At 43.0% G+C, this 18,999-nt stretch carries 15 protein-coding genes and 1 tRNA gene; 3 read left to right on the top strand and 13 right to left on the bottom strand.

The annotated features are described in order from the left end of the window. Nucleotides 1-27: 27 nt before the first annotated feature. From fabZ to rimO, 10 genes are all read right to left on the bottom strand, one after another. Complete coding sequence (gene fabZ / locus IPZ60_RS06120) at nucleotides 28-543, bottom strand: 3-hydroxyacyl-ACP dehydratase FabZ (RefSeq protein WP_194196968.1); 516 nt, start codon at nucleotides 541-543, stop codon at nucleotides 28-30. 52 nt (nucleotides 544-595) lie between these two features. Continuing rightward, nucleotides 596-1,612 (bottom strand): UDP-3-O-(3-hydroxymyristoyl)glucosamine N-acyltransferase, encoded by a 1,017-nt coding sequence (gene lpxD / locus IPZ60_RS06115; protein ID WP_194196967.1) that lies wholly within the window; start codon nucleotides 1,610-1,612, stop codon nucleotides 596-598. Nucleotides 1,613-1,698: 86 nt separating this feature from the next. Then, on the bottom strand, nucleotides 1,699-4,092 hold the full coding sequence (gene bamA, locus IPZ60_RS06110) for an outer membrane protein assembly factor BamA (protein ID WP_194196966.1): 2,394 nt from the start codon (nucleotides 4,090-4,092) through the stop codon (nucleotides 1,699-1,701). 264 nt (nucleotides 4,093-4,356) lie between these two features. Further along, a complete protein-coding gene (gene rseP / locus IPZ60_RS06105) occupies nucleotides 4,357-5,733 on the bottom strand; it encodes an RIP metalloprotease RseP (RefSeq protein WP_194196965.1) in 1,377 nt (458 codons plus the stop codon). A 109-nt stretch (nucleotides 5,734-5,842) separates the two neighbouring features. Beyond that, the gene (ispC, locus tag IPZ60_RS06100; protein ID WP_194196964.1) at nucleotides 5,843-7,048 is read right to left on the bottom strand and encodes a 1-deoxy-D-xylulose-5-phosphate reductoisomerase; all 1,206 of its coding nucleotides are present in this window, start codon (nucleotides 7,046-7,048) and stop codon (nucleotides 5,843-5,845) included. Nucleotides 7,049-7,124: 76 nt separating this feature from the next. Further along, entirely contained in the window at nucleotides 7,125-7,934 is an 810-nt protein-coding gene (locus IPZ60_RS06095) for a phosphatidate cytidylyltransferase (RefSeq protein ID WP_194196963.1), read from the bottom strand. 191 nt (nucleotides 7,935-8,125) lie between these two features. Then, nucleotides 8,126-8,884 carry a polyprenyl diphosphate synthase gene (gene uppS / locus IPZ60_RS06090; RefSeq protein ID WP_194196962.1) on the bottom strand — a complete coding sequence of 253 codons (759 nt, stop codon included), beginning with the start codon at nucleotides 8,882-8,884 and terminating at the stop codon, nucleotides 8,126-8,128. Between the two features lie 216 nt (nucleotides 8,885-9,100). After that, nucleotides 9,101-9,655: a ribosome recycling factor gene (frr, locus tag IPZ60_RS06085; protein ID WP_194196961.1), complete on the bottom strand. Its 555-nt coding sequence runs from the start codon at nucleotides 9,653-9,655 to the stop codon at nucleotides 9,101-9,103. A gap of 149 nt (nucleotides 9,656-9,804) precedes the next feature. Beyond that, nucleotides 9,805-10,530 (bottom strand): UMP kinase, encoded by a 726-nt coding sequence (gene pyrH / locus IPZ60_RS06080; protein ID WP_110922359.1) that lies wholly within the window; start codon nucleotides 10,528-10,530, stop codon nucleotides 9,805-9,807. 183 nt (nucleotides 10,531-10,713) lie between these two features. Next, complete coding sequence (rimO, locus tag IPZ60_RS06075; protein ID WP_194196960.1) at nucleotides 10,714-12,306, bottom strand: 30S ribosomal protein S12 methylthiotransferase RimO; 1,593 nt, start codon at nucleotides 12,304-12,306, stop codon at nucleotides 10,714-10,716. 133 nt (nucleotides 12,307-12,439) lie between these two features. On the opposite strand from rimO, the gene IPZ60_RS06070 reads away from it, so the two are divergent. From IPZ60_RS06070 to IPZ60_RS06060, 3 genes are all read left to right on the top strand, one after another. Further along, a complete protein-coding gene (locus tag IPZ60_RS06070; RefSeq protein WP_194196959.1) occupies nucleotides 12,440-13,771 on the top strand; it encodes a nitrogen regulation protein NR(II) in 1,332 nt (443 codons plus the stop codon). Between the two features lie 101 nt (nucleotides 13,772-13,872). After that, on the top strand, nucleotides 13,873-15,666 hold the full coding sequence (locus tag IPZ60_RS06065) for a sigma 54-interacting transcriptional regulator (RefSeq protein ID WP_194196958.1): 1,794 nt from the start codon (nucleotides 13,873-13,875) through the stop codon (nucleotides 15,664-15,666). Nucleotides 15,667-15,882: 216 nt separating this feature from the next. Continuing rightward, nucleotides 15,883-15,967 (top strand) — tRNA-Leu (locus IPZ60_RS06060). A 144-nt stretch (nucleotides 15,968-16,111) separates the two neighbouring features. On the opposite strand, the gene IPZ60_RS06055 is transcribed toward IPZ60_RS06060, so the two are convergent. The 3 genes from IPZ60_RS06055 to IPZ60_RS06045 form a co-directional block, all read right to left on the bottom strand. Beyond that, nucleotides 16,112-17,176 carry a 2,3-butanediol dehydrogenase gene (locus IPZ60_RS06055; RefSeq protein WP_194196957.1) on the bottom strand — a complete coding sequence of 355 codons (1,065 nt, stop codon included), beginning with the start codon at nucleotides 17,174-17,176 and terminating at the stop codon, nucleotides 16,112-16,114. A gap of 762 nt (nucleotides 17,177-17,938) precedes the next feature. Next, nucleotides 17,939-18,337, bottom strand: a complete 399-nt coding sequence (locus IPZ60_RS06050) for a ribbon-helix-helix domain-containing protein (RefSeq protein WP_194196956.1) — start codon at nucleotides 18,335-18,337, stop codon at nucleotides 17,939-17,941. Nucleotides 18,338-18,396: 59 nt separating this feature from the next. Beyond that, nucleotides 18,397-18,957 carry a DJ-1/PfpI family protein gene (locus IPZ60_RS06045; RefSeq protein ID WP_281269538.1) on the bottom strand — a complete coding sequence of 187 codons (561 nt, stop codon included), beginning with the start codon at nucleotides 18,955-18,957 and terminating at the stop codon, nucleotides 18,397-18,399. Between the last annotated feature and the right edge of the window lie 42 nt (nucleotides 18,958-18,999).

The following is an 18,999-nucleotide window of genomic DNA, read 5'->3' as shown; positions in this document are numbered from 1 at the left end:
GCTTACTATGGACACTATCATTATCAATTAGTGCTGTTGCTCTTGACGAGCAATCATTATTTGAGCGCTAGCTGCCAGCTCATCGTCGACATGTACGGTACAGTCGAACTTATAAATGCCACGCTTTTGCATGACTGTTTTGGCACGAATAGTTAGCTGATCACCAGGGATAACACGGCGCTTAAAGCGAACCTTGTCTACGCCTGCAAACAGATATAGATAACCATCTTCTGCCGTAAGCCCCGCACTAATAAATCCAAGAACACCTGAAACTTGAGCCATGCACTCTACCATTAATACACCTGGCATAATCGGCTCATCAGGAAAATGACCATTAAAGAATTCTTCATTAATCGTCACGTTCTTCACGCCAGTAATGCATTCTCCAGGTATACAATCAATAATTTTGTCTACCAAGAGAAAAGGATAACGGTGTGGCAAATAATGCTTAAGCGTATGATAAGTTAATGGTAACTTAAGACCTTGCTCATCTAAACTTTTGATATTGTCATCATTTAAAATATTTACGTCTTGGCTGCTCATAATGGCGCTTCCTTGCTATGTGTTGAATCTTTATGATTTGTTTGTAGTGGCGCTAATCATGGCCAAGCTGACGAAAACGTACTGCAGCACGTCGCCAGTTAGCCGTCGGCATTGCAGCCGTTCCAGAGGAGTATGAACCAGCAGTTTTGATAGATTTAGTTACCATCGTCATTCCAGACAAAGTCACATCATCTGTGATCTCAATATGACCCGTAATGCCAACAGCACCACCAATGATGCAGCGCTTACCTATTCGAGTACTACCAGCGATAGCCGTTTGGGCAGCAATCGCACTACCGTCACCGATATGCACGTTATGAGCAACTTGCACTAGATTATCAATAATCACATGATCACCGATAACCGTATCATCAATGGCACCGCGATCAATACAGGTCTGGCTACCAATTCGTACATAGTTACCGATCATTACACGCCCTAGCTGAGCGATACGCTCCCAGCCTGTGGTGCTAGGGTCAGTGGTTGGTGCAAAACCAAACCCTTCTGAGCCCACGCTTACACCTGCATGCAATCTGACATGATTACCAATGATGCAATCATGTCCAATAACCACGTGTGATTTTATAATACAATCATTGCCTATTGCAGTATTTGCCTCGACGACCACATGAGCAGCCAATGAACTACGCTCACCAATGTGCACATGATCACCGATCACACAAAAAGGACCGATGCTGACATTATTACCAATAATCGCACTATCAGCAATCACTGCACTAGGATGAATCTCGTTAGACCGTAGTTCTCGACTGAATAGCTGACTGGCACTCGCATAAGCCAAATACGGACTTGCGACCACTAGCGCTACCGCTGATGACGGTACTTGATCACTATACTCTGCAGTGACTAGCACTACTCCTGCCTGACTACTAGCAAGACTAGAAGCATATCGAGCACCCGCCAAAAAACTCAACTGCTGATGATTAGCAGTGGTTAGACTACCCACACCTTCGAGCTCTTGACGTAATTGTTCAGCGTTAATTTCAGTCTTGTTGGTAACCAGCTGACGCTGCTCAACCCGAGTGATAATTTGCTCTATCGTTATCATAGTGACTATTAATATTGTTATGAATAAGGCAATTGCCAAGCTGAAAAATCATCTTGGCAATCTATTACTGTCTAACGGGTATGGCGTTAGAACGTACTACCAATCTGGAACTGAACTTTTTCAGTCTCATCGCCTTCTTTATCACCGATAGGCATCGCATAACTGAGTGAGATAGGTCCAATAGGGGTATACCAAGTGATACCCGCACCCGCACTATAGCGTAAGCTATTATCTTGAGTGATTAAAGACACACCTGTATCCTCAAAAGTTTCATCTTCTTTACCAGTAGTATCAAAGACTTGTCCACCTTCAGCAAACAGTACTGGACGTACTTGATCTGCCCAATCGCCTTTAAATGGCATTGGTAAAATCAGCTCGGCACCGAAAGTTGCCAAGGCATTACCACCGACCTCTTCACCCTCACTTTCTATGCCATTCTCAGCATAATAATAGTTTTCTGACCTAGGGCCAAGCGTAGAAGACTCATAACCACGGACCGAACCATAACCACCAGCATAGAAGTTTTCATAGAATGGCAAATCATTACCATAGCCAAGTTTGGTATAGCCGCGGGCGATAACATCTTTATATATAGGATAATAAACATTACCGCTATAGGTTAATTTCTGGTAGCTAGAATCACCAACGCCAATCGTTGCATCAATTGCGTGGCTCATACCTTTCGTTGGAAACACAGGGCGATCTAGCGTGCTGTAATCCCAACCAAATAGTAAATTATAAGTCGTATAGTCATTTTTAAAACTGGCATCGCTTAAATCTGTATCATCATAATATGTTGCCGTGCCACCATCTTCTAACAGCTCTTGAACATTGGAAATACCAAGATATTTACCGCCACGTACGGTCGTATTATCAACGTTCAAACCCGCACTGACTCGCTTGGTTTCGTCAATTGGATAGCTATAATTAAGCGTAGCACCAAGGGAATCTGTCACATAGTTACTGACATTATCATCATCATATTTGGTCTTACGATAATAAGCACTCAGACCCTGAGAAACACCATTTTCCGTAAAGTACGGATCGGTATATCCTAAGCTATAAGAGTCAACAGTTTCTGAGCGTGATAGTGCGGCTTTTACACGGTTACCAGTACCCATAAAGTTATTTTGCGTCAAATCTAACTGGAATGTCACACCGCCGCTTTGTGAATAACCTGCGGCAATAGTTGAGCTACCAGAAGGCTGCTCTTCAACCACATAGTTCACATCAACTTGGTCTGGCTGATTAGGTACTGGCTTGACATCGACCGTCACACTTTTAAAGAAACCAGTACGCATCAAACGTGTGCGTGACAGCTGAATCTTGTCATTAGAAGACAGTGTGCCTTCTAACTGACGCATTTCACGGCGAAGCACTTCATCTTGGGTTTTAATGTTGCCCGTAAAGTTAATGCGACGAACATAAATAGGACGTGCAGGATCAATGAAGTAATCAATCTCAACCATTTTGGTATCATCATTGATACGTGGCACAGGTCTGACCTGCGCTAAATAGTAACCTTCATTACCATAACGACTCTTAAGTGCTGCGGTAGTCGCATCTAACTTGGCTTGCGAGTATTTTTCGTTAGGGGCAAAAGTAACCAGCTCTTTTAGCTCATCGTTATCAAACGTCGGCTTGCCTAAGAAATTAACGTCGCCAAACTGATATTGTTCACCTTCATTAAGACTCACTTCAATAAAGATACTGTTTTTATCTTCACTGATATTAAGCACAGCATTGTCTACGGCAAAACGCACATAACCATCATTTTGATAGAGCGCTTTTAGGTTTTCTAAACTAGCGGCTAGCTTCTCTTGAGCATAGCGGTCAGATTTAGAGATCAGATTTTTCCAAGACGATTCTTTTACTGCAAATACGTCTTTGATTTCTTCATCGCTGAAGTGTTTATTACCAATAACATTAATATCAACAACTTTAGCAGGATCACCTTCGATGAAGCGTACCTCTAACTTGACACGATTGCCGTCAAGTACCGCTTGATCCACTTCAATATTACTATTGTAGTAACCTTGGCTAATGTATTGCTGCTGTAGCTCGTTAGCGACGCCCTGTAGTGTGGCTTGTTTAAGCACATCACCTGCAGTTAAGCCAGCATTCTTCAGTCCCTGCTCAAGCCCTTCTTTTGGAATAAGCTTATTTCCTTCAAAAGTCACCTCAGCAATGGTTGGACGCTCAACGACATCAAATCGTAGCTGGCCACCTTCGACACGGCTTTGAATGTCAGCGAAATTTTCAGTCGCATATAGCGCCTTAATGCTGGCTGCTAAGCTACTATCACTCACCGTGTCTCCTACCGAAATAGGCAGAACCGGATAGAGGCTATCGGGGGTTAGGCGTTGTAGACCATTGAAACCGATGTCAGTGACTACAAACTCTGCAGCATGTACTGGCATACTCATCATCGCTACAACTAACGGCAACCCTGCCGCGCTCATAAATAAAGGCGTACGCATAAACACTATCCGTCAATAAAAAACTTGCTTAAGTTAAGTTAAAAAGCACGTATTGTCTAGCCCATTGCATATGAAATTTTCAACTCATACGGGGGAGACTCAGAACACTTTATATAAAATGCATCACAAAATAAACTAAAAATTACGATTAGTACAGAGACTATAAGATGAAGCACTATCATCTATCATAGCAACAAACAGTCTATGATAGGCGTAAAGCCATTAGTACATAATGCCTTATCATTTATATTAGCTATCATTTAATCAAAATAGCCGACTGATATCATTACCAATTGCTAACACCATGAAACCTGCCAGCAAGAGTAAACCGATATTTAGACCGACCATTTGCACGCCTTCTGAAAGCGGCTTACCGCGAACCAGTTCAATGAAATGATAGACGATATGACCACCATCCAATACAGGGATAGGTAAAAGATTCAATACCGCCAGACTCAAGCTAATCAAAGCCGCAGTGGACAATACCATCTGCCAACTGATATCAAAACTCTGTTTGGCAACTTTGGCAATCGTGATAGGACCTGACAAATTATCCAATCCAATCATACCCGACAGCATTTTTCCCATTGAGCTAACCGTCATTACTGCTAGCTGTTCTGTCTTCTCAAATGACTTTACTAACGACTCGCCAGGACCATAGACGACTGTGGTTTTATACGCATCAGGGACCACAATCTCAGACTGTACCACCATAGCACCAATTTGGCCATAATCGTTACCTAAGTTATCTTTTTTACCTTGCGGCATAATCTGCAATTGCACAGATTTTCCGTCACGTAGGACGGTAAAATTAAGCAGCGTTTCAGGACTATCGCGGATGATACGGGTAGCACTGATCCAGTCTTTGATTTCTGTATCATTGATAGCCGTAATGCGATCACCGACTTTTAGCCCCTGCCGACTGGCAGCACCATCAGCACTCAGATCACCCACTATCGGGGCAATATCTGGTTGCCACGGCAGCATGCCAAAGCTGGTCAATGCATCTTTGCCTTGTGCGGCGCCTTGCATAAATTGCTGCACGGGCGCTTGATACGTTTTGGTCGAGTTATCAGTTTGGACAGCTGATTGCACCGTGATACTCACATCATCTGTTTCGCCCATACGTCCAGCCAAACGATAGTTGATACCTTCCCACGTTTGCACGTCATGACCATCAATCGCCACAATCTTACCACCAACGGGTAGCTGTGCCATAGCAGCAGGCGTATCAGGCAATACGCTACCAATTTTAGTCGCTAGCTGCTCTGATGGGGTCATAAACAGTACCCAAAACAGCGCGATAGCAATAACAAAATTCATGATAGGGCCAGCAGCGGCAATCGCAATCTTCTTTAGCGGATGCTGATGATTAAACGCCAAATGTTGCTCATCTTTGGCCACCTCACCTTCACGCTCGTCGAGCATTTTGACATAACCACCCAGTGGCAATGCCGAGATTCGATAATCGATACCACTTTTTTTGCTGGTCCAACCAAAGAGCTTTGGCCCAAAACCAATAGAGTAAGTCAACACCTTAACGCCGCACATACGTGCCACGATATAGTGACCCCACTCATGCAAAGCAATAAGCGGACCTAAGACAAATATTGCTGCAAGGAGCGTTAATAAAAACGTCATGATCTTTTCTCAGTATGATTTCTTAGCATCTTTTATCAACATCTTTGCTAGGGTCTGCTATAAATCGTCTTTTGACTAAAAGCTTTTTCTGCGATTATACTAATTGCGATTAATCCAACTTTGCCACAAGTTTGTCAGTAAGATGGCGTGCTATCTTATCAATCGTTAATATATCTTCTATGTCAGCTGTTTCGGTCAATGGCGGTACTTGTATGTCATTTAATGCTTGCTCATTGATATCCGCAATATCAGTCAAACGAATTTGTCCATCCAAGAAAGCAGCAACCGCAATTTCGTTCGCAGCATTGAGTACAATAGTCGCTTGCGTACCCGCTTTCATTGCTTGACGTGCCAGACGTAAACAAGCGAATTTTTGCAAGTCTGGCTTGATAAATTCTAATCCGCTGAGCGCATATAAATCCAATGGCTGCGAGCCACTCTCAATCCGGTTAGGATAGCTGAGTGCATGCGCAATAGGCGTTTTCATATCTGGACTGCCTAGCTGTGCTAAGAAGCTACCGTCGCTATATTCTACCATTGAGTGAATGATACTTTGTGGATGAATGACCACATTTATCCTATCTTCAGTCAAATCAAATAAATGACAAGCTTCTATCAACTCCAATCCTTTATTCATCATCGTTGCAGAGTCGACGGATATTTTTTGACCCATTGACCAGTTTGGATGTTTGACTGCCTGAGCCACGCTTGCCTGTTGCATCTGCTCAAATGACTGCTGCAAAAATGGCCCACCAGAGGCGGTCAACCATAACTTACGCACGCCATGTTCTGACTGATGGATTTGGGTATTGTCTTGCTGAATAGCGAGTGGTAAGCACTGAAAAATAGCATTGTGTTCTGAATCAAGCGGTAGCAAAGTGGCATTGTGCATTTTGACAGCGTTAATCATCACCTGCCCTGCCATCACCAGCGCTTCTTTGTTAGCAAGTAAAATACGCTTGCCTGCACGAGCGGCTGCTAAAGTAGAAGGCAGGCCTGCAGCACCCACAATCGCGGCGACCACGGTATCAGTTTGCGAGTCAACGGCAATATCTATCAGCCCTTGTTCGCCGCCCACGACATCGATGTCCAGACCTGCTGCACTAAGACGCTGAGCAAAATCATCAACGGCTGCTGTCGGTACACTGACACGTTTCGGTAAAAACTGTTTGCAAAGTTCGAACAACTTGTCTAAACGGTGGTAGCCAGACAAAGCATAGACCGTGTACTGTGGTTGTGCTGCTAAGATTGCTAACGTACTATCGCCAATCGAACCTGTTGCGCCTAGTACGGCGATGCGTTGCGTCATAACCATTGATGCCTATGAAGGATACTGTGAGAAATAAAAATAAATAAACGCTCTGGTTTTTGACCACTCTGACGTTGATGCCTTATACGACGATCAAGCCAAACTGTTGTATCGCCCAAAAACCAAGTGCAAATATTGGTGTGGCAGACAATAGCGAATCGATACGATCCAGTATGCCACCATGACCCGGAAGAATCGTTCCTGAGTCTTTGACATCAGCACGGCGTTTGAGCATCGACTCAAATAAATCACCAAGTACCGATGCTAAGATCGTTATCGCTGATAATGCCACAAATGCGACTAACGGCACACCAGTCAATTGTAGTTTAAAGACACTAATCCCAATAACCACTAGCAGGCCTGTGATCAAACCGCCAGCCAGCCCTTCCATGCTCTTATTAGGAGAGACATTCGGTGCCATTTTGCGACGACCGAGCTTGCGACCGACAAAATAAGCGCCACTGTCTGCACACCAGACCAACAAGAATACATAGAGCAACCACCATGCCGACAGTTGCCACAGATAAAACATAGACGTAATCGATGCAGTCAATATAACAGCACCCATCAACGCCAGTTTTTTTCCGTACCAATTGGTCTGCGTTGGAAATACTCTGACCCAAGATAGCGCCATCAACCATATAGCGAGTGACGCCACCCACCAAAACAGCCAAGTCACTTTAAGCATGAGTGAGACTAACGTCAGCACCAAGACTAATAGCACAAATACAACTGGTTGACGCCATTTGGGCATCAGCTTAGTCCATTCATGAGCCGCAATAATAACGCCAATAGCTAACAGCGGTGCAAATAAAACAGGGGTTTGGCTCGCAAACATTGCAATACCAACGATAATAACGAGAACAATTGCCGTCTTAATTCGTTGCCACATACTTATTGAGCCTTATAATAATGAATAGCGCATGATCAAAAAGTGCATTATAACAGCTAATCTACAATAGCCCGCTAATAGCAATTAACACTCCTTGAAGCGGTTTATTATTTCATAAACAACCAATATTAACTACTCATACAATAACGGCTTTGCAAAATACTAAGTAAATGCTTAAAACGGTGACTGTTTTAGCGACTGTCTTGCTCTATTACTATCTGCTCACTGGTTTTACCAAAACGGCGTTGACGTTGAGCAAACTCTGTTACCATCGTCGCCAACTCATCTGCTGCAAAATTCGGCCATAATGTTTGGGTGAAGAATAACTCGGCGTAGGCTGATTGCCACAATACGAAATTGGATATTCGGTACTCACCGCCCGTACGTACTAACATGTCTACGGCTGGTTCGTCTGCTAACTGAACATACTCACCGAGCACCTCTTTATTGATATCATCAGCACGTAACTGTCCTGACTCTACTTGCTGCGCCAACTGTTTTGCAGCATTCGCAATATCCCACTGTCCACCATAACTGATAGCGATAACCAGTGTCATGGCTTCAAAGTCTGCCGTTTTTGCTTCAGCATCTGCCATCAATGCTTGTAAGTCAGCACTCAGTTGACTGCGATCGCCAATGAAACGTAAGCGTATACGGTACTCATACATGCGTGGTATTTGCTCATGAATGGTCGAGGCCAACAGTTGCATCAGCAGTGCCACTTCACTAGGCGGACGTTGCCAGTTCTCACTAGAAAAGGCAAATACCGTCAACACCTCGATACCAGCATCCACACAATACTCAACGATGGGATCTAGCGCGTCTTTGCCAGCGACATGCCCTTGGCCTTTTCCTAAATCATTGGCTTTGCCATAGCGATTGTTACCATCCATAATTATAGCGATATGACGAGGAAGAATAGTAGGAGCCAAAACGGCTGAAGTGGACATAGGCGAGCTTGCTTATTGTTGAGGTAAGATAATGATAACGTGTACGAGGGCGATTAAAAAGCATCAGACAAATAATTCATAAATTTATCATAATGCAGTCATCAGGCGCTTAGCACTCACGCAATAATAAGCAGCCAATAGCGTTGGCACATTGGCTGCTTAATAGGGAGGAATAACTGAATCAATCTGTGCCATAAGTGACAGAGGAGTCAGTATTTAGACGTCCATCAAATCGCTTTCTTTTTTGGTCAGACTTTTATCGATGGTTTCGATATATTTGTCTGTGATTTTTTGGATATCATCACTGGCGCGGCGCTCGTCATCTTCTGATATTTCTTTTTCTTTTGCTAAGTCTTTAATATCATTCATCATGTCGCGGCGAATATTACGGATAGAGACTCGGCTGTTCTCAGCTTCCCCACGCGCAAGCTTTTGCATATCGCGACGTGTTTCTTCCGTCAATGCTGGCATCGGTACACGAATCACATCAGCAGTCATTGGGTTTAGACCCAAATCTGCTTCACGAATGGCTTTATCAATCGCTTGTACCATAGTACGGTCAAACGGCTGAACAAGCAGTGTACGTGAGTCTTCAACGTTTACACTCGCCACTTGATTGAGGGCGGTATCAGCACCGTAGTAGCTGACCATCACACCTGACAACATACCTGGGTGGGCACGGCCTGTACGAACTTTACTGAAAGTATTCTGCAGCGCTTCCAACGTTTTTTGCATGCGTGCTTCGCCGTCTTGCTTAATCTCTTTAATCATCATGTGTCCTTATTTATCGCTACCGACAAATCATTCATTGTTGTGAGTTATATCAGTAGTCGCTATTAATCATTAGTATTGATTATCAGCGACTGACGTAACTTTAATTATTTACGTTGTGATATTAATGTGGGGCTCATCAAAGCAGATTAGTGATAAACACGTGTGCCTTCATTTTCACCCATAATGACATTTAATAACGCGTTAGGCTTGGTCATATCAAAAACTTGTAGCGGTACGTTATGCTCACGGCACAAGGCAATAGCAGTTAAATCCATGACACCAAGCTTTTGCTCTAACACTTCGTCAAACGTTAAACCGTCGTATTTGACCGCATCAGCATGTAGGCTTGGGTCTTTGTCATAAACGCCATCGACTTTGGTCGCTTTTAAAATCAAGCCCGCTTCGATTTCGATACCACGCAAGCAAGCAGCCGTATCAGTGGTAAAGAATGGATTGCCTGTACCCGCCACAAAGATGCAGACATCGCCATTTTTCAGATAACGAATCGCGTTACGACTGCTATAGCTTTCGGTCACTTCGCCAATAGGAAGTGCTGACATCAGGCGCGTTTTAATGTTACGGCGCTCAAGGGCATCACGCATTGCCAAACCATTCATAACTGTCGCTAGCATACCCATTTGATCACCCGTAACGCGGCCAACCAATCCTTCTTTTTGTAATTGGGCACCGCGATATAAGTTACCACCGCCGACCACGATACCAACTTGGACACCAAGTCCACGCAAATGGGCAATAGATAAGCTCATTTTATCAAGCACTTCGGTATCAATACCCATGTCTTTGCCACCAGCTAAGGCTTCGCCAGAGAGTTTTAGCAAAATACGAGAGTAACGCGGGTTTTTGTCAGACATGAGATCACCTTGTTATCATTAAATTATAATTAAAGTTATCGGTAAAATACAAATGGAGTTTGCCTTTGGTATGGACGATACCGACATACTTGATGATAAGCATGCCAAAAGGCTAAATTGCGCTAATTGTAGCAAAAACTGCCCTTTGTGGGGCAATTTTCACTTGTCTATCGTGTTAGGATTTTAACCTTTATAGCTGCCAAACAAGTCATATTCGCTAGCATCGTCAATAGTGACGGTTAAGAACTGCCCGACTTTGACTTGTGCAGTGATGTCGTCAACGTAGACGTGACCATCAATTTCAGGTGCATCCGCATAGCTACGGCAAATCGCAATACCTTCTTCACTATCAATCTCATCGACCAATACCATCAAGGTTTTGCCGATTTTTTCTTGTAGTTTTTGCGCTGAAATATCTTGTTGTAGCGTCATTAGACGCTCGTAACGAGATTTTTTAACGTCTTCAGGTACGTGATCTGGCAAATCATTGGCCACGGCACCTTCAACTTCTGAATAGGTAAATGCGCCAACGCGATCAAGGCGCGCTTCAACCAACCAATCAAGCAAGCATTGGAAATCTTCTTCTGTCTCACCAGGGAAACCAACAACGAAGGTTGAGCGAATAACGATATCAGGGCAAATCTCACGCCATGCTTTGATACGTGCCAAAGTGTTTTCGCTATGTGCTGGACGTTTCATCGCTTTTAGGATGCGATGACTGGCATGCTGGAAAGGAATGTCCAAATAAGGCAAGAGTTTCTTTTCGCCCATTAATTCAACGACTTTGTCTACATGTGGATACGGGTAGACATAATGCAAGCGTACCCAAATACCCAAGTCATTCAGTGCTTTGCATAAGTCGTAGAACTTCGACTTCAGCGGCATACCATTCCAAAAACTGGTCCTATACTTTAGATCCAGTCCATAAGCGGAAGTGTCTTGCGAGATAATTAATAATTCTTTCACGCCAGCATTTTTCAGCGCTAGTGCTTCATTCATGACGTTATCAATTGGACGTGAGTCCAAGTCGCCACGTAAGCTTGGAATAATGCAGAAAGTACAACGATGGTTACAACCTTCAGATATTTTTAGATAGGCATAATGACTTGGGGTCAATTTGATACCCGCCTCATTGATCAAATCTATTTTAGGATCGTAGTTTGCATCCTTACTGCGATTTGGCTTGGGCACGTGCTGGGCAACTGCCGTAATAACTTCGTCATAGGCATGAGCACCCGTCACTGCGAGTACCGCTGGGTGCATTGCACGAATTTTATCCGCTTCCTTACCCAAACAACCCGTCACGATGACCTTGCCGTTTTTGCTAATGGCTTCACCGATTGCATCAAGCGACTCTTGTACCGCTGATTCAATAAAACCGCAAGTATTGACCACGACCAAATCCGCACCTTCATAGTCGCTGGCTACTTGATAACCATCACGGCTCAACTCGGTGATGATACGCTCGCTATCCACCAAAGCTTTTGGACAACCTAACGATACAAAACCAATTTTTGGCGCTGCACTAACTGGCATCGTAGCAGTCGCATTGGCAGTCATTACATCACTGCTTTGGGCTACACTACGGTTTTGGTTATGATTGGCTTTATGATGGTAAGGTTGTTTAGTATCTGTTTGACTAACATCTGCCTGACTATCTTGCGCTATATTTGGCTTGGCAGGATTAAAAATAGTGGCAGTGTCTTTTGGAGCGCTAGAAGCTGACGGTGAGGCAGTAATAGTCGGATTGACCGACTCGGTAGAAGTTTTGGGCATGGCTAACCTTGCTAGAGATAAAGTGGCTATGCGCATTGTACGTTTTTTTTGCAAAAATCGCCAGTTTTGCCGCTCTATAGTGTTGATTTATGGTTAAATATTATATTGAGTATTTTTTTGTAGGCGCCGACCCATGACAACCCATTTGACAACCGCAAAATCGACACCTGATTTGGCATTCATCTCACAGCATTTGTTCACAGCCATCTTGTGGGTCAATGAAGATCTTTGTATCACTTGGCTAAACGCTCAAGCCGAACAACTACTGGCTATCAGTAGTGGCAGACTGCTCAAGCAACCTATATTGTCATTACTCGCACCCGAAGAGTTAAAACCCAAAGACAGCACTACCATCAATAGTGACGAAGTCTATGAGCAAAACTGCTCTTTAGCTGAAAGGTTTGAGCTCGCAAGACAATATCAGCAACCATTCATTGATCATGACCACATCATAAATACGCAACTGAATGGTAATTTATCGTTTTCAGTCGATTATAGCGTGACGCCGCTCATCTACGAGCAGAAGACGTATTTTATCATCGAAATGTGGGGCAAAGATCGCCAAAGTCGCATATCAGAAGAGCAACGTCAGCAGCAGCAATATGGTGTGGCACGTCATATGCTACGCTCAGTCGCCCATGAGATAAAAAACCCGCTGGCTGGCATTCGCGGTGCTGCACAACTATTACAACGAAAATTTATCAAATTCAGCGATGACGCTACTCTTAACAGAGAGCCTTCGACTTCTATAAGCAGCAAAAACTCTGGTTCGAATCACAATGACGAACTACAAAAGACCACCGAAAAACTACGTGGCTATACCGATATCATTATTTCAGAGACGGATCGCTTAACCCATTTGGTAGGACAGTTCCTCGGATCTAATCAGCTGCCAAACTGGCAAACTCTGAACATCCATGAACCACTAGAGCATGTACTGTCATTAGTCATCAACCAGTACCCGCAATTGACGCTACAGCGAGATTATGATTTATCGTTGCCTGAGCTATGCGCTGATAAAGACCAATTAATTCAAGTATTTTTAAACCTGATTAATAATGCTTGTGAGTCCATGACTGAGTTCGAACAGACGCTGCAACAGCAAGAGCTATCGGAAGCCAAAAAGTTGCAATCTACCGATTCAGAGACTGACAGTGATGGCCATATAAATTACCAGCCAACCCTACATATCCAAACGCGGGTCGCCTTTCAGCATACCATTATTGGACACCAGCACAAACAAGTCTTACAAGTAAACATTACCGATAATGGATCAGGGATTGATCCAGAATTGATTGGACAAATATTTTTCCCAATGGTAACCAGCCGTGCTGCAGGGACTGGTCTAGGATTATCTATTGTGCAAGATATCATCAGCCATCATCGTGGTATGATTGATGTCAGCTCCACACAGGTACAAGGCCAGCAGCAGACACGCTTTACACTTTACCTGCCATTTCACTAACCAATGATTGCAGTGTAAACAATAGGTATTACTAAAAATGATTAAATCACAAATACGATATTACAATCCTGAACTAACTCATTGCTCATTAGGCCTAATACATGACTGAATATAGCGAAAAACACAAACCTAAAAGCGATAATCAAACGGTAGCCGAGCCACTGCCAAGTGAACCAAGCATAAAAGTAACAGTCAATAATAATCCCAATGTTGACCCAGCAACGTTATGGCTGATCGATGATGATGCCGCATTAAGAATGGTGTTAGCAGATACTTTTGAGGATGCAGGGCTTACGGTTATTAGCTTTACCCAAGCGCAAGCAGCATGGGGACGCCTTAATGATATCTTGCAAGAAACTGAGTCGGTCACGCAGTTACCCGATGTGATATTGACTGATATTCGTATGCCGATGATGGATGGGCTGTCCTTTAGCGACTGGGTACATCAGCACTTTCCTAAGCTGCCTATTGTCATCATGACTGCTCACTCTGACCTCACCTCTGCTATCAATAGTTATCAAACAGGTGCATTTGAATATCTACCCAAACCATTCGATCTAGATGATGCCGTTGCCACAATCTATAAAGCGATTAACTACCAACCTAATTTGGTGATCGAGAGTAAGGCAACTAAATCTAATACATCTGAAGCGAAAGTAACGGCTGATATAACAGCGAATATTAAGACAAAGTCTGACAATAAACCCAAACCTATTAATCAGGCTAATACGGTCAGCAAAGTCAGTAAAAACCCCAAACTTAAAGCTGATGTCAAAGTAGACACTAGCGCGAATGACAATCCTAGTGGCATTATTGGTCAATCACAAGCCATGCAAACAGTATTTCGTGCTATTGGCAGATTGGCACACTCACCTATTACTGTTTTAATCACAGGTGAATCAGGGACAGGAAAAGAATTGGTCGCCAGTGCCTTACATCAGAATTCTCCGCGTCACCAGCAGCCTTTTATTGCACTCAATATGGCAGCCATTCCGCACGATCTAATTGAGTCTGAGTTATTCGGTCATGCAAAAGGCGCCTTCACTGGTGCGACGACAACACGACCAGGACGTTTCGAGCAGGCTGATGGCGGAACCTTATTCTTAGACGAAATCGGTGACATGCCGTTTAGTACTCAAACACGACTGCTACGTGTGCTCGCCAATGGCGAGTTTTATCGTGTAGGTGGTCAGCAACCCATCAAAGTAAATGTGCGCATCATTGCTGCTACTCACCAAAATTTAGAAGAGCTGGTTAAGCAAGGTAAATTCCGCGAGGATTTATTTTATCGCCTTAACGTGATTCGTCTACCGCTACCCCCGCTACGGACACGACGCGAAGACATCCCTGCACTAGCAACTTACTTTATGAAGCGTGCTGCCGAACAAATGGATACTGCACCCAAGCAGCTACATCCGATGGCCGTGCAGATCATGCAGTCTTTTGAGTGGCGCGGTAATGTGCGTCAGCTTGAAAACGTCTGCCTCTGGTTGACCGTGATGGCGACTGGTGACACGGTCATGGCGGAGGACTTGCCACCTGAGCTGCTCGAAAACATCCCTTCTAATCTAGAGCCACATCTAGAACAAGACTTGTATAGTGAAGATACGAATAGCCAAAACCATATTCCACAAAGTCAGCTGACCTCTAACACGACAAGTTGGCAGCAAGCACTGGCTGTTTGGGCCACACAGTCTTTGCAAACCGGAGAAACGGATATTTTGCAGACAGCCACACCTGAGTTTGAGCGTGTTCTACTGACAGCTGCACTTAACCATAGCGGTGGCAAAAAGATAGCTGCTGCCAACTTACTCGGTTGGGGACGCAATACATTGACCCGTAAATTGCAGCAATTAGATATCACAGCATCAGAAGTGCAAAGAAATCTTGAATAAAGACGTAAAAAACCCAATAAAAAATAATATTAATATCAATTACTTATAATATTTAGACAAAAAAAACGTTAATTAATTAAAAATAATTGCAAATAGGGGTTGCCAAACTATTCAAACTCTATATAATAGCCAACCACTGAGACGCACTACCGAATCAGTTAACTGTCTATATTGTGTTTGAGTTTAAACACTAATAATGATAGAGTAACGGAAAATGGGGCTGTGGCGGAATTGGTAGACGCACCAGATTTAGGTTCTGGCGCCGCAAGGTGTGAGAGTTCGAGTCTCTCCAGCCCCACCATTTTCGGATAGTACATCTTAGACCAAATATCAAAACCTGCTTTTAGCAGGTTTTTTTACGTCTGGAATTTGTATAAAAAACCCCCGCTAATTAGCGGGAATCATATCAAAGGTATAGTACTGACTCACTGGCGATATACAACGATTATAGATTTGGATTGACGATGATTTTTACTGCTGATTCATTGTTATGAATCAGTGTCTCAAAGCCTTTGGATATCAGATCATCTAAAGCGATGCGCTGAGTAATAAATGGCTCAAGATTGACCAAACCATCTTCAACCAGTTGGATTGTATCTTTATGATTGTTCACGTAGCCAATCGTGCCACGTACATCAAGCTCTTTCATCACCACACTATGTACGTTTACAGTAGCTGGATGGCTCCAAATAGAAACAATCACGACCACACCAGTCGGTTTACTCAGCTCAACCAACGAATCCAATACCTTATTCACACTAGTACATTCAAAGGCCACATCCACACCGCGATTATCAGTGATGCTCATAACTTCTTTTTTTAAATCAACTTCTGTAGGGTCTAATATATAATCAGCAACCCCGCTTTCTTTGGCTTTCTCTTTACGCTTAGCACTTAGCTCCGTCAGAACTACAGTGATACCTTTGGCTTTTAGCACCGCAGATAATAATAGACCAATAGGGCCACCGCCACCAACCAATGCCACATCACCTGCTTTAGCACCACTACGCATATACGCGTGATAGCCAACAGCTAACGGCTCAATCAAAGCAGCTTGATCTAATGGAATATTATTGGCGATAGGATGTACCCAGCGGCGTTTCACAGCAATTTTTTCAGACAAACCACCACCACGGCCACCCAAACCAATAAAGTTCATATCTTTTGATAAGTGATAATCGTCACCAAGGCCTGTTGGTACATCATCAGAGATAATATATGGTTCGACCACTACATGTTGACCGACTTCAATATCATCAATACCCTCACCAACGGCATACACAACCCCTGAGAACTCATGCCCCATCGTAATTGGTGCCGACTCGCCTGAAATAGGATGAGGATGACCACAAGGCGGAATAAAGATAGGACCTTCCATAAACTCATGCAAATCAGTACCACAAATACCACACCATGCCACATCAATACCAACTGTGCCTGGTTCTACTGTAGGCTCTGGAATATCTTCAATACGAATATCACCTTTATCGTAAAAACGTGCTGCTTTCATATAAAACTCCTTTGTTTATAATCAACATACTCTTAATTGGTATAGTCAATTCTAAACAAAATAGATGCATTTTATATGACACGCGACCGAGTTAAGTTTCTATTTCAGGCTGTGCCTATGCAGACAGAAGTGACAAAAAACTCACTCCAATCTTGCTAACTACTTTTTGTATTGAACTGACTATATAATTAAAAAAACAGGCTAACAATGAGAGTTAATGAAAAACCTATACTTCATTATCCGACTCTGGAAAACCTTCAAAGCATCAAGACTGTTAAGTATTGTTAAATACTGTTAAAAAATAAAATATACTATCCGGCATAATATTTGAGGCAGTTAATACATCCATCATACTCTGACATTGCATCTTTACACGCTTCACCAATACTCCATTGATAATGATTATATTTTGATGGCAACTTTAGAATCGGATATTTGCAATATAGAACCCCAATCATGCATCACAAGCGTAATATTCTTTAATACAAGATTTTAAATAAGGGTTTCTTAATAAAAGCTTTTAAGTATAGATATTGGTCACCAAAACCAGTAGAAGAACTTGCTGTCTGAATATGATTATGCACTTACTATAGTGCATAACTAGGGTGTGCCCTCATTTCGGAAATGGAGAGGAAAATTAGATAAATTGCAGTCAAACGAGAAAAATAGTTTAGATAATATCGAGATATTGACTAGCTGTTTGGCAAAATTTAGCCATTTTTAGCCCAGTTGGATAACTATCGCTTGAATTGAAAATATACTCTAATGAACAGAAGGATTTTTCTCACTGTCATTGAATAATGCACTACGTTGATTTTTGCGGAGGGTTTCACGTTGAATTATATTTTTTGCATCAACTTTTTCTAAAGGTAATCTTGTTTCACGAGAAAGATCGCCATCCGCTATTAAAGACAAATAACGAGAACAACAAACTCTTAAAAAAGAGGTAAAATTGCCAATATCATGATCAGCATCGAGAGATTCAAGGTATAGCTTAGTGATCAACTGATTAACCGTCATTTGATCCCGAAATGACAACTCTTCTAATATATCCCAAAAAAACACTTCTAAACGAATTGAGGTGACAACTCCTTGAATGCGAAGTGATTTGGTTTTAGAGCTCCACAAGCTATCGTCAGCACTAATAAAAAGTTGGCACATGTATATATCCTCTCTCGATACTGGGGTCTATTGAACATTCAACAGACCCGAATTAATGCTTATAGCAAAGCAACAAACTGCTTTAGCATAGCTGGGTGGGCAGGCCATGCAGGTGCCGTTACCAGTTGGCCATCTGTAATAGCGCCATCCATAGGTAACTTGACATACTCAGCGCCAGCCATTTCTATTTCTGGCTGACACGCAGGATAAGCAGATACTTTTTTCCCCTTCAATACGCCAGCAGCCGTCAGCATTTGTGGACCATGGCAAACCGACGCAATCGGTTTATCCGTATTTGCGAAATGCTGAATCATTGCAATGACCTTAGCATTCAAACGCAGGTATTCTGGCGCACGTCCACCTGGTAAATACAGAGCATCGTAATCTGCGACATTGATATCGGCAAAAGATGCATTAAGGACAAAATTATGACCGCGTTTTTCGGTATAAGTTTGGTCACCTTCAAAGTCGTGTATTGAGGTAGCGATGCTATCACCTGCCACTTTATCTGGGCAGACCGCATCAACCTCATGTCCCATCGCTAGAAGCGCTTGGAACGGAACCATGTTTTCATAGTCTTCAACAAAATCACCGGTAATGATAAGTACTTTAGCCATGATATTCTCACTGTATTGTAATGAAATACGGGAACTCAAATTAGT

This window comes from Psychrobacter sp. NG25, assembly GCF_015234355.1.
Classification (GTDB): Bacteria; Pseudomonadota; Gammaproteobacteria; order Pseudomonadales; family Moraxellaceae; genus Psychrobacter.
This window is presented reverse-complemented; position numbering and strand designations above follow the sequence as displayed.

Coding starts and splice junctions, on each gene's coding strand:
- fabZ (WP_194196968.1), bottom strand. CDS start 543: ATGAGCAGCCAAGACGTAAATATTTTAAATGATGACAATATCAAAAGT.
- lpxD (WP_194196967.1), bottom strand. CDS start 1,612: ATGATAACGATAGAGCAAATTATCACTCGGGTTGAGCAGCGTCAGCTG.
- bamA (WP_194196966.1), bottom strand. CDS start 4,092: ATGCGTACGCCTTTATTTATGAGCGCGGCAGGGTTGCCGTTAGTTGTA.
- rseP (WP_194196965.1), bottom strand. CDS start 5,733: ATGACGTTTTTATTAACGCTCCTTGCAGCAATATTTGTCTTAGGTCCG.
- ispC (WP_194196964.1), bottom strand. CDS start 7,048: ATGGTTATGACGCAACGCATCGCCGTACTAGGCGCAACAGGTTCGATT.
- IPZ60_RS06095 (WP_194196963.1), bottom strand. CDS start 7,934: ATGTGGCAACGAATTAAGACGGCAATTGTTCTCGTTATTATCGTTGGT.
- uppS (WP_194196962.1), bottom strand. CDS start 8,884: ATGTCCACTTCAGCCGTTTTGGCTCCTACTATTCTTCCTCGTCATATC.
- frr (WP_194196961.1), bottom strand. CDS start 9,655: ATGATTAAAGAGATTAAGCAAGACGGCGAAGCACGCATGCAAAAAACG.
- pyrH (WP_110922359.1), bottom strand. CDS start 10,530: ATGTCTGACAAAAACCCGCGTTACTCTCGTATTTTGCTAAAACTCTCT.
- rimO (WP_194196960.1), bottom strand. CDS start 12,306: ATGCCCAAAACTTCTACCGAGTCGGTCAATCCGACTATTACTGCCTCA.
- IPZ60_RS06070 (WP_194196959.1), top strand. CDS start 12,440: ATGACAACCCATTTGACAACCGCAAAATCGACACCTGATTTGGCATTC.
- IPZ60_RS06065 (WP_194196958.1), top strand. CDS start 13,873: ATGACTGAATATAGCGAAAAACACAAACCTAAAAGCGATAATCAAACG.
- IPZ60_RS06055 (WP_194196957.1), bottom strand. CDS start 17,176: ATGAAAGCAGCACGTTTTTACGATAAAGGTGATATTCGTATTGAAGAT.
- IPZ60_RS06050 (WP_194196956.1), bottom strand. CDS start 18,337: ATGTGCCAACTTTTTATTAGTGCTGACGATAGCTTGTGGAGCTCTAAA.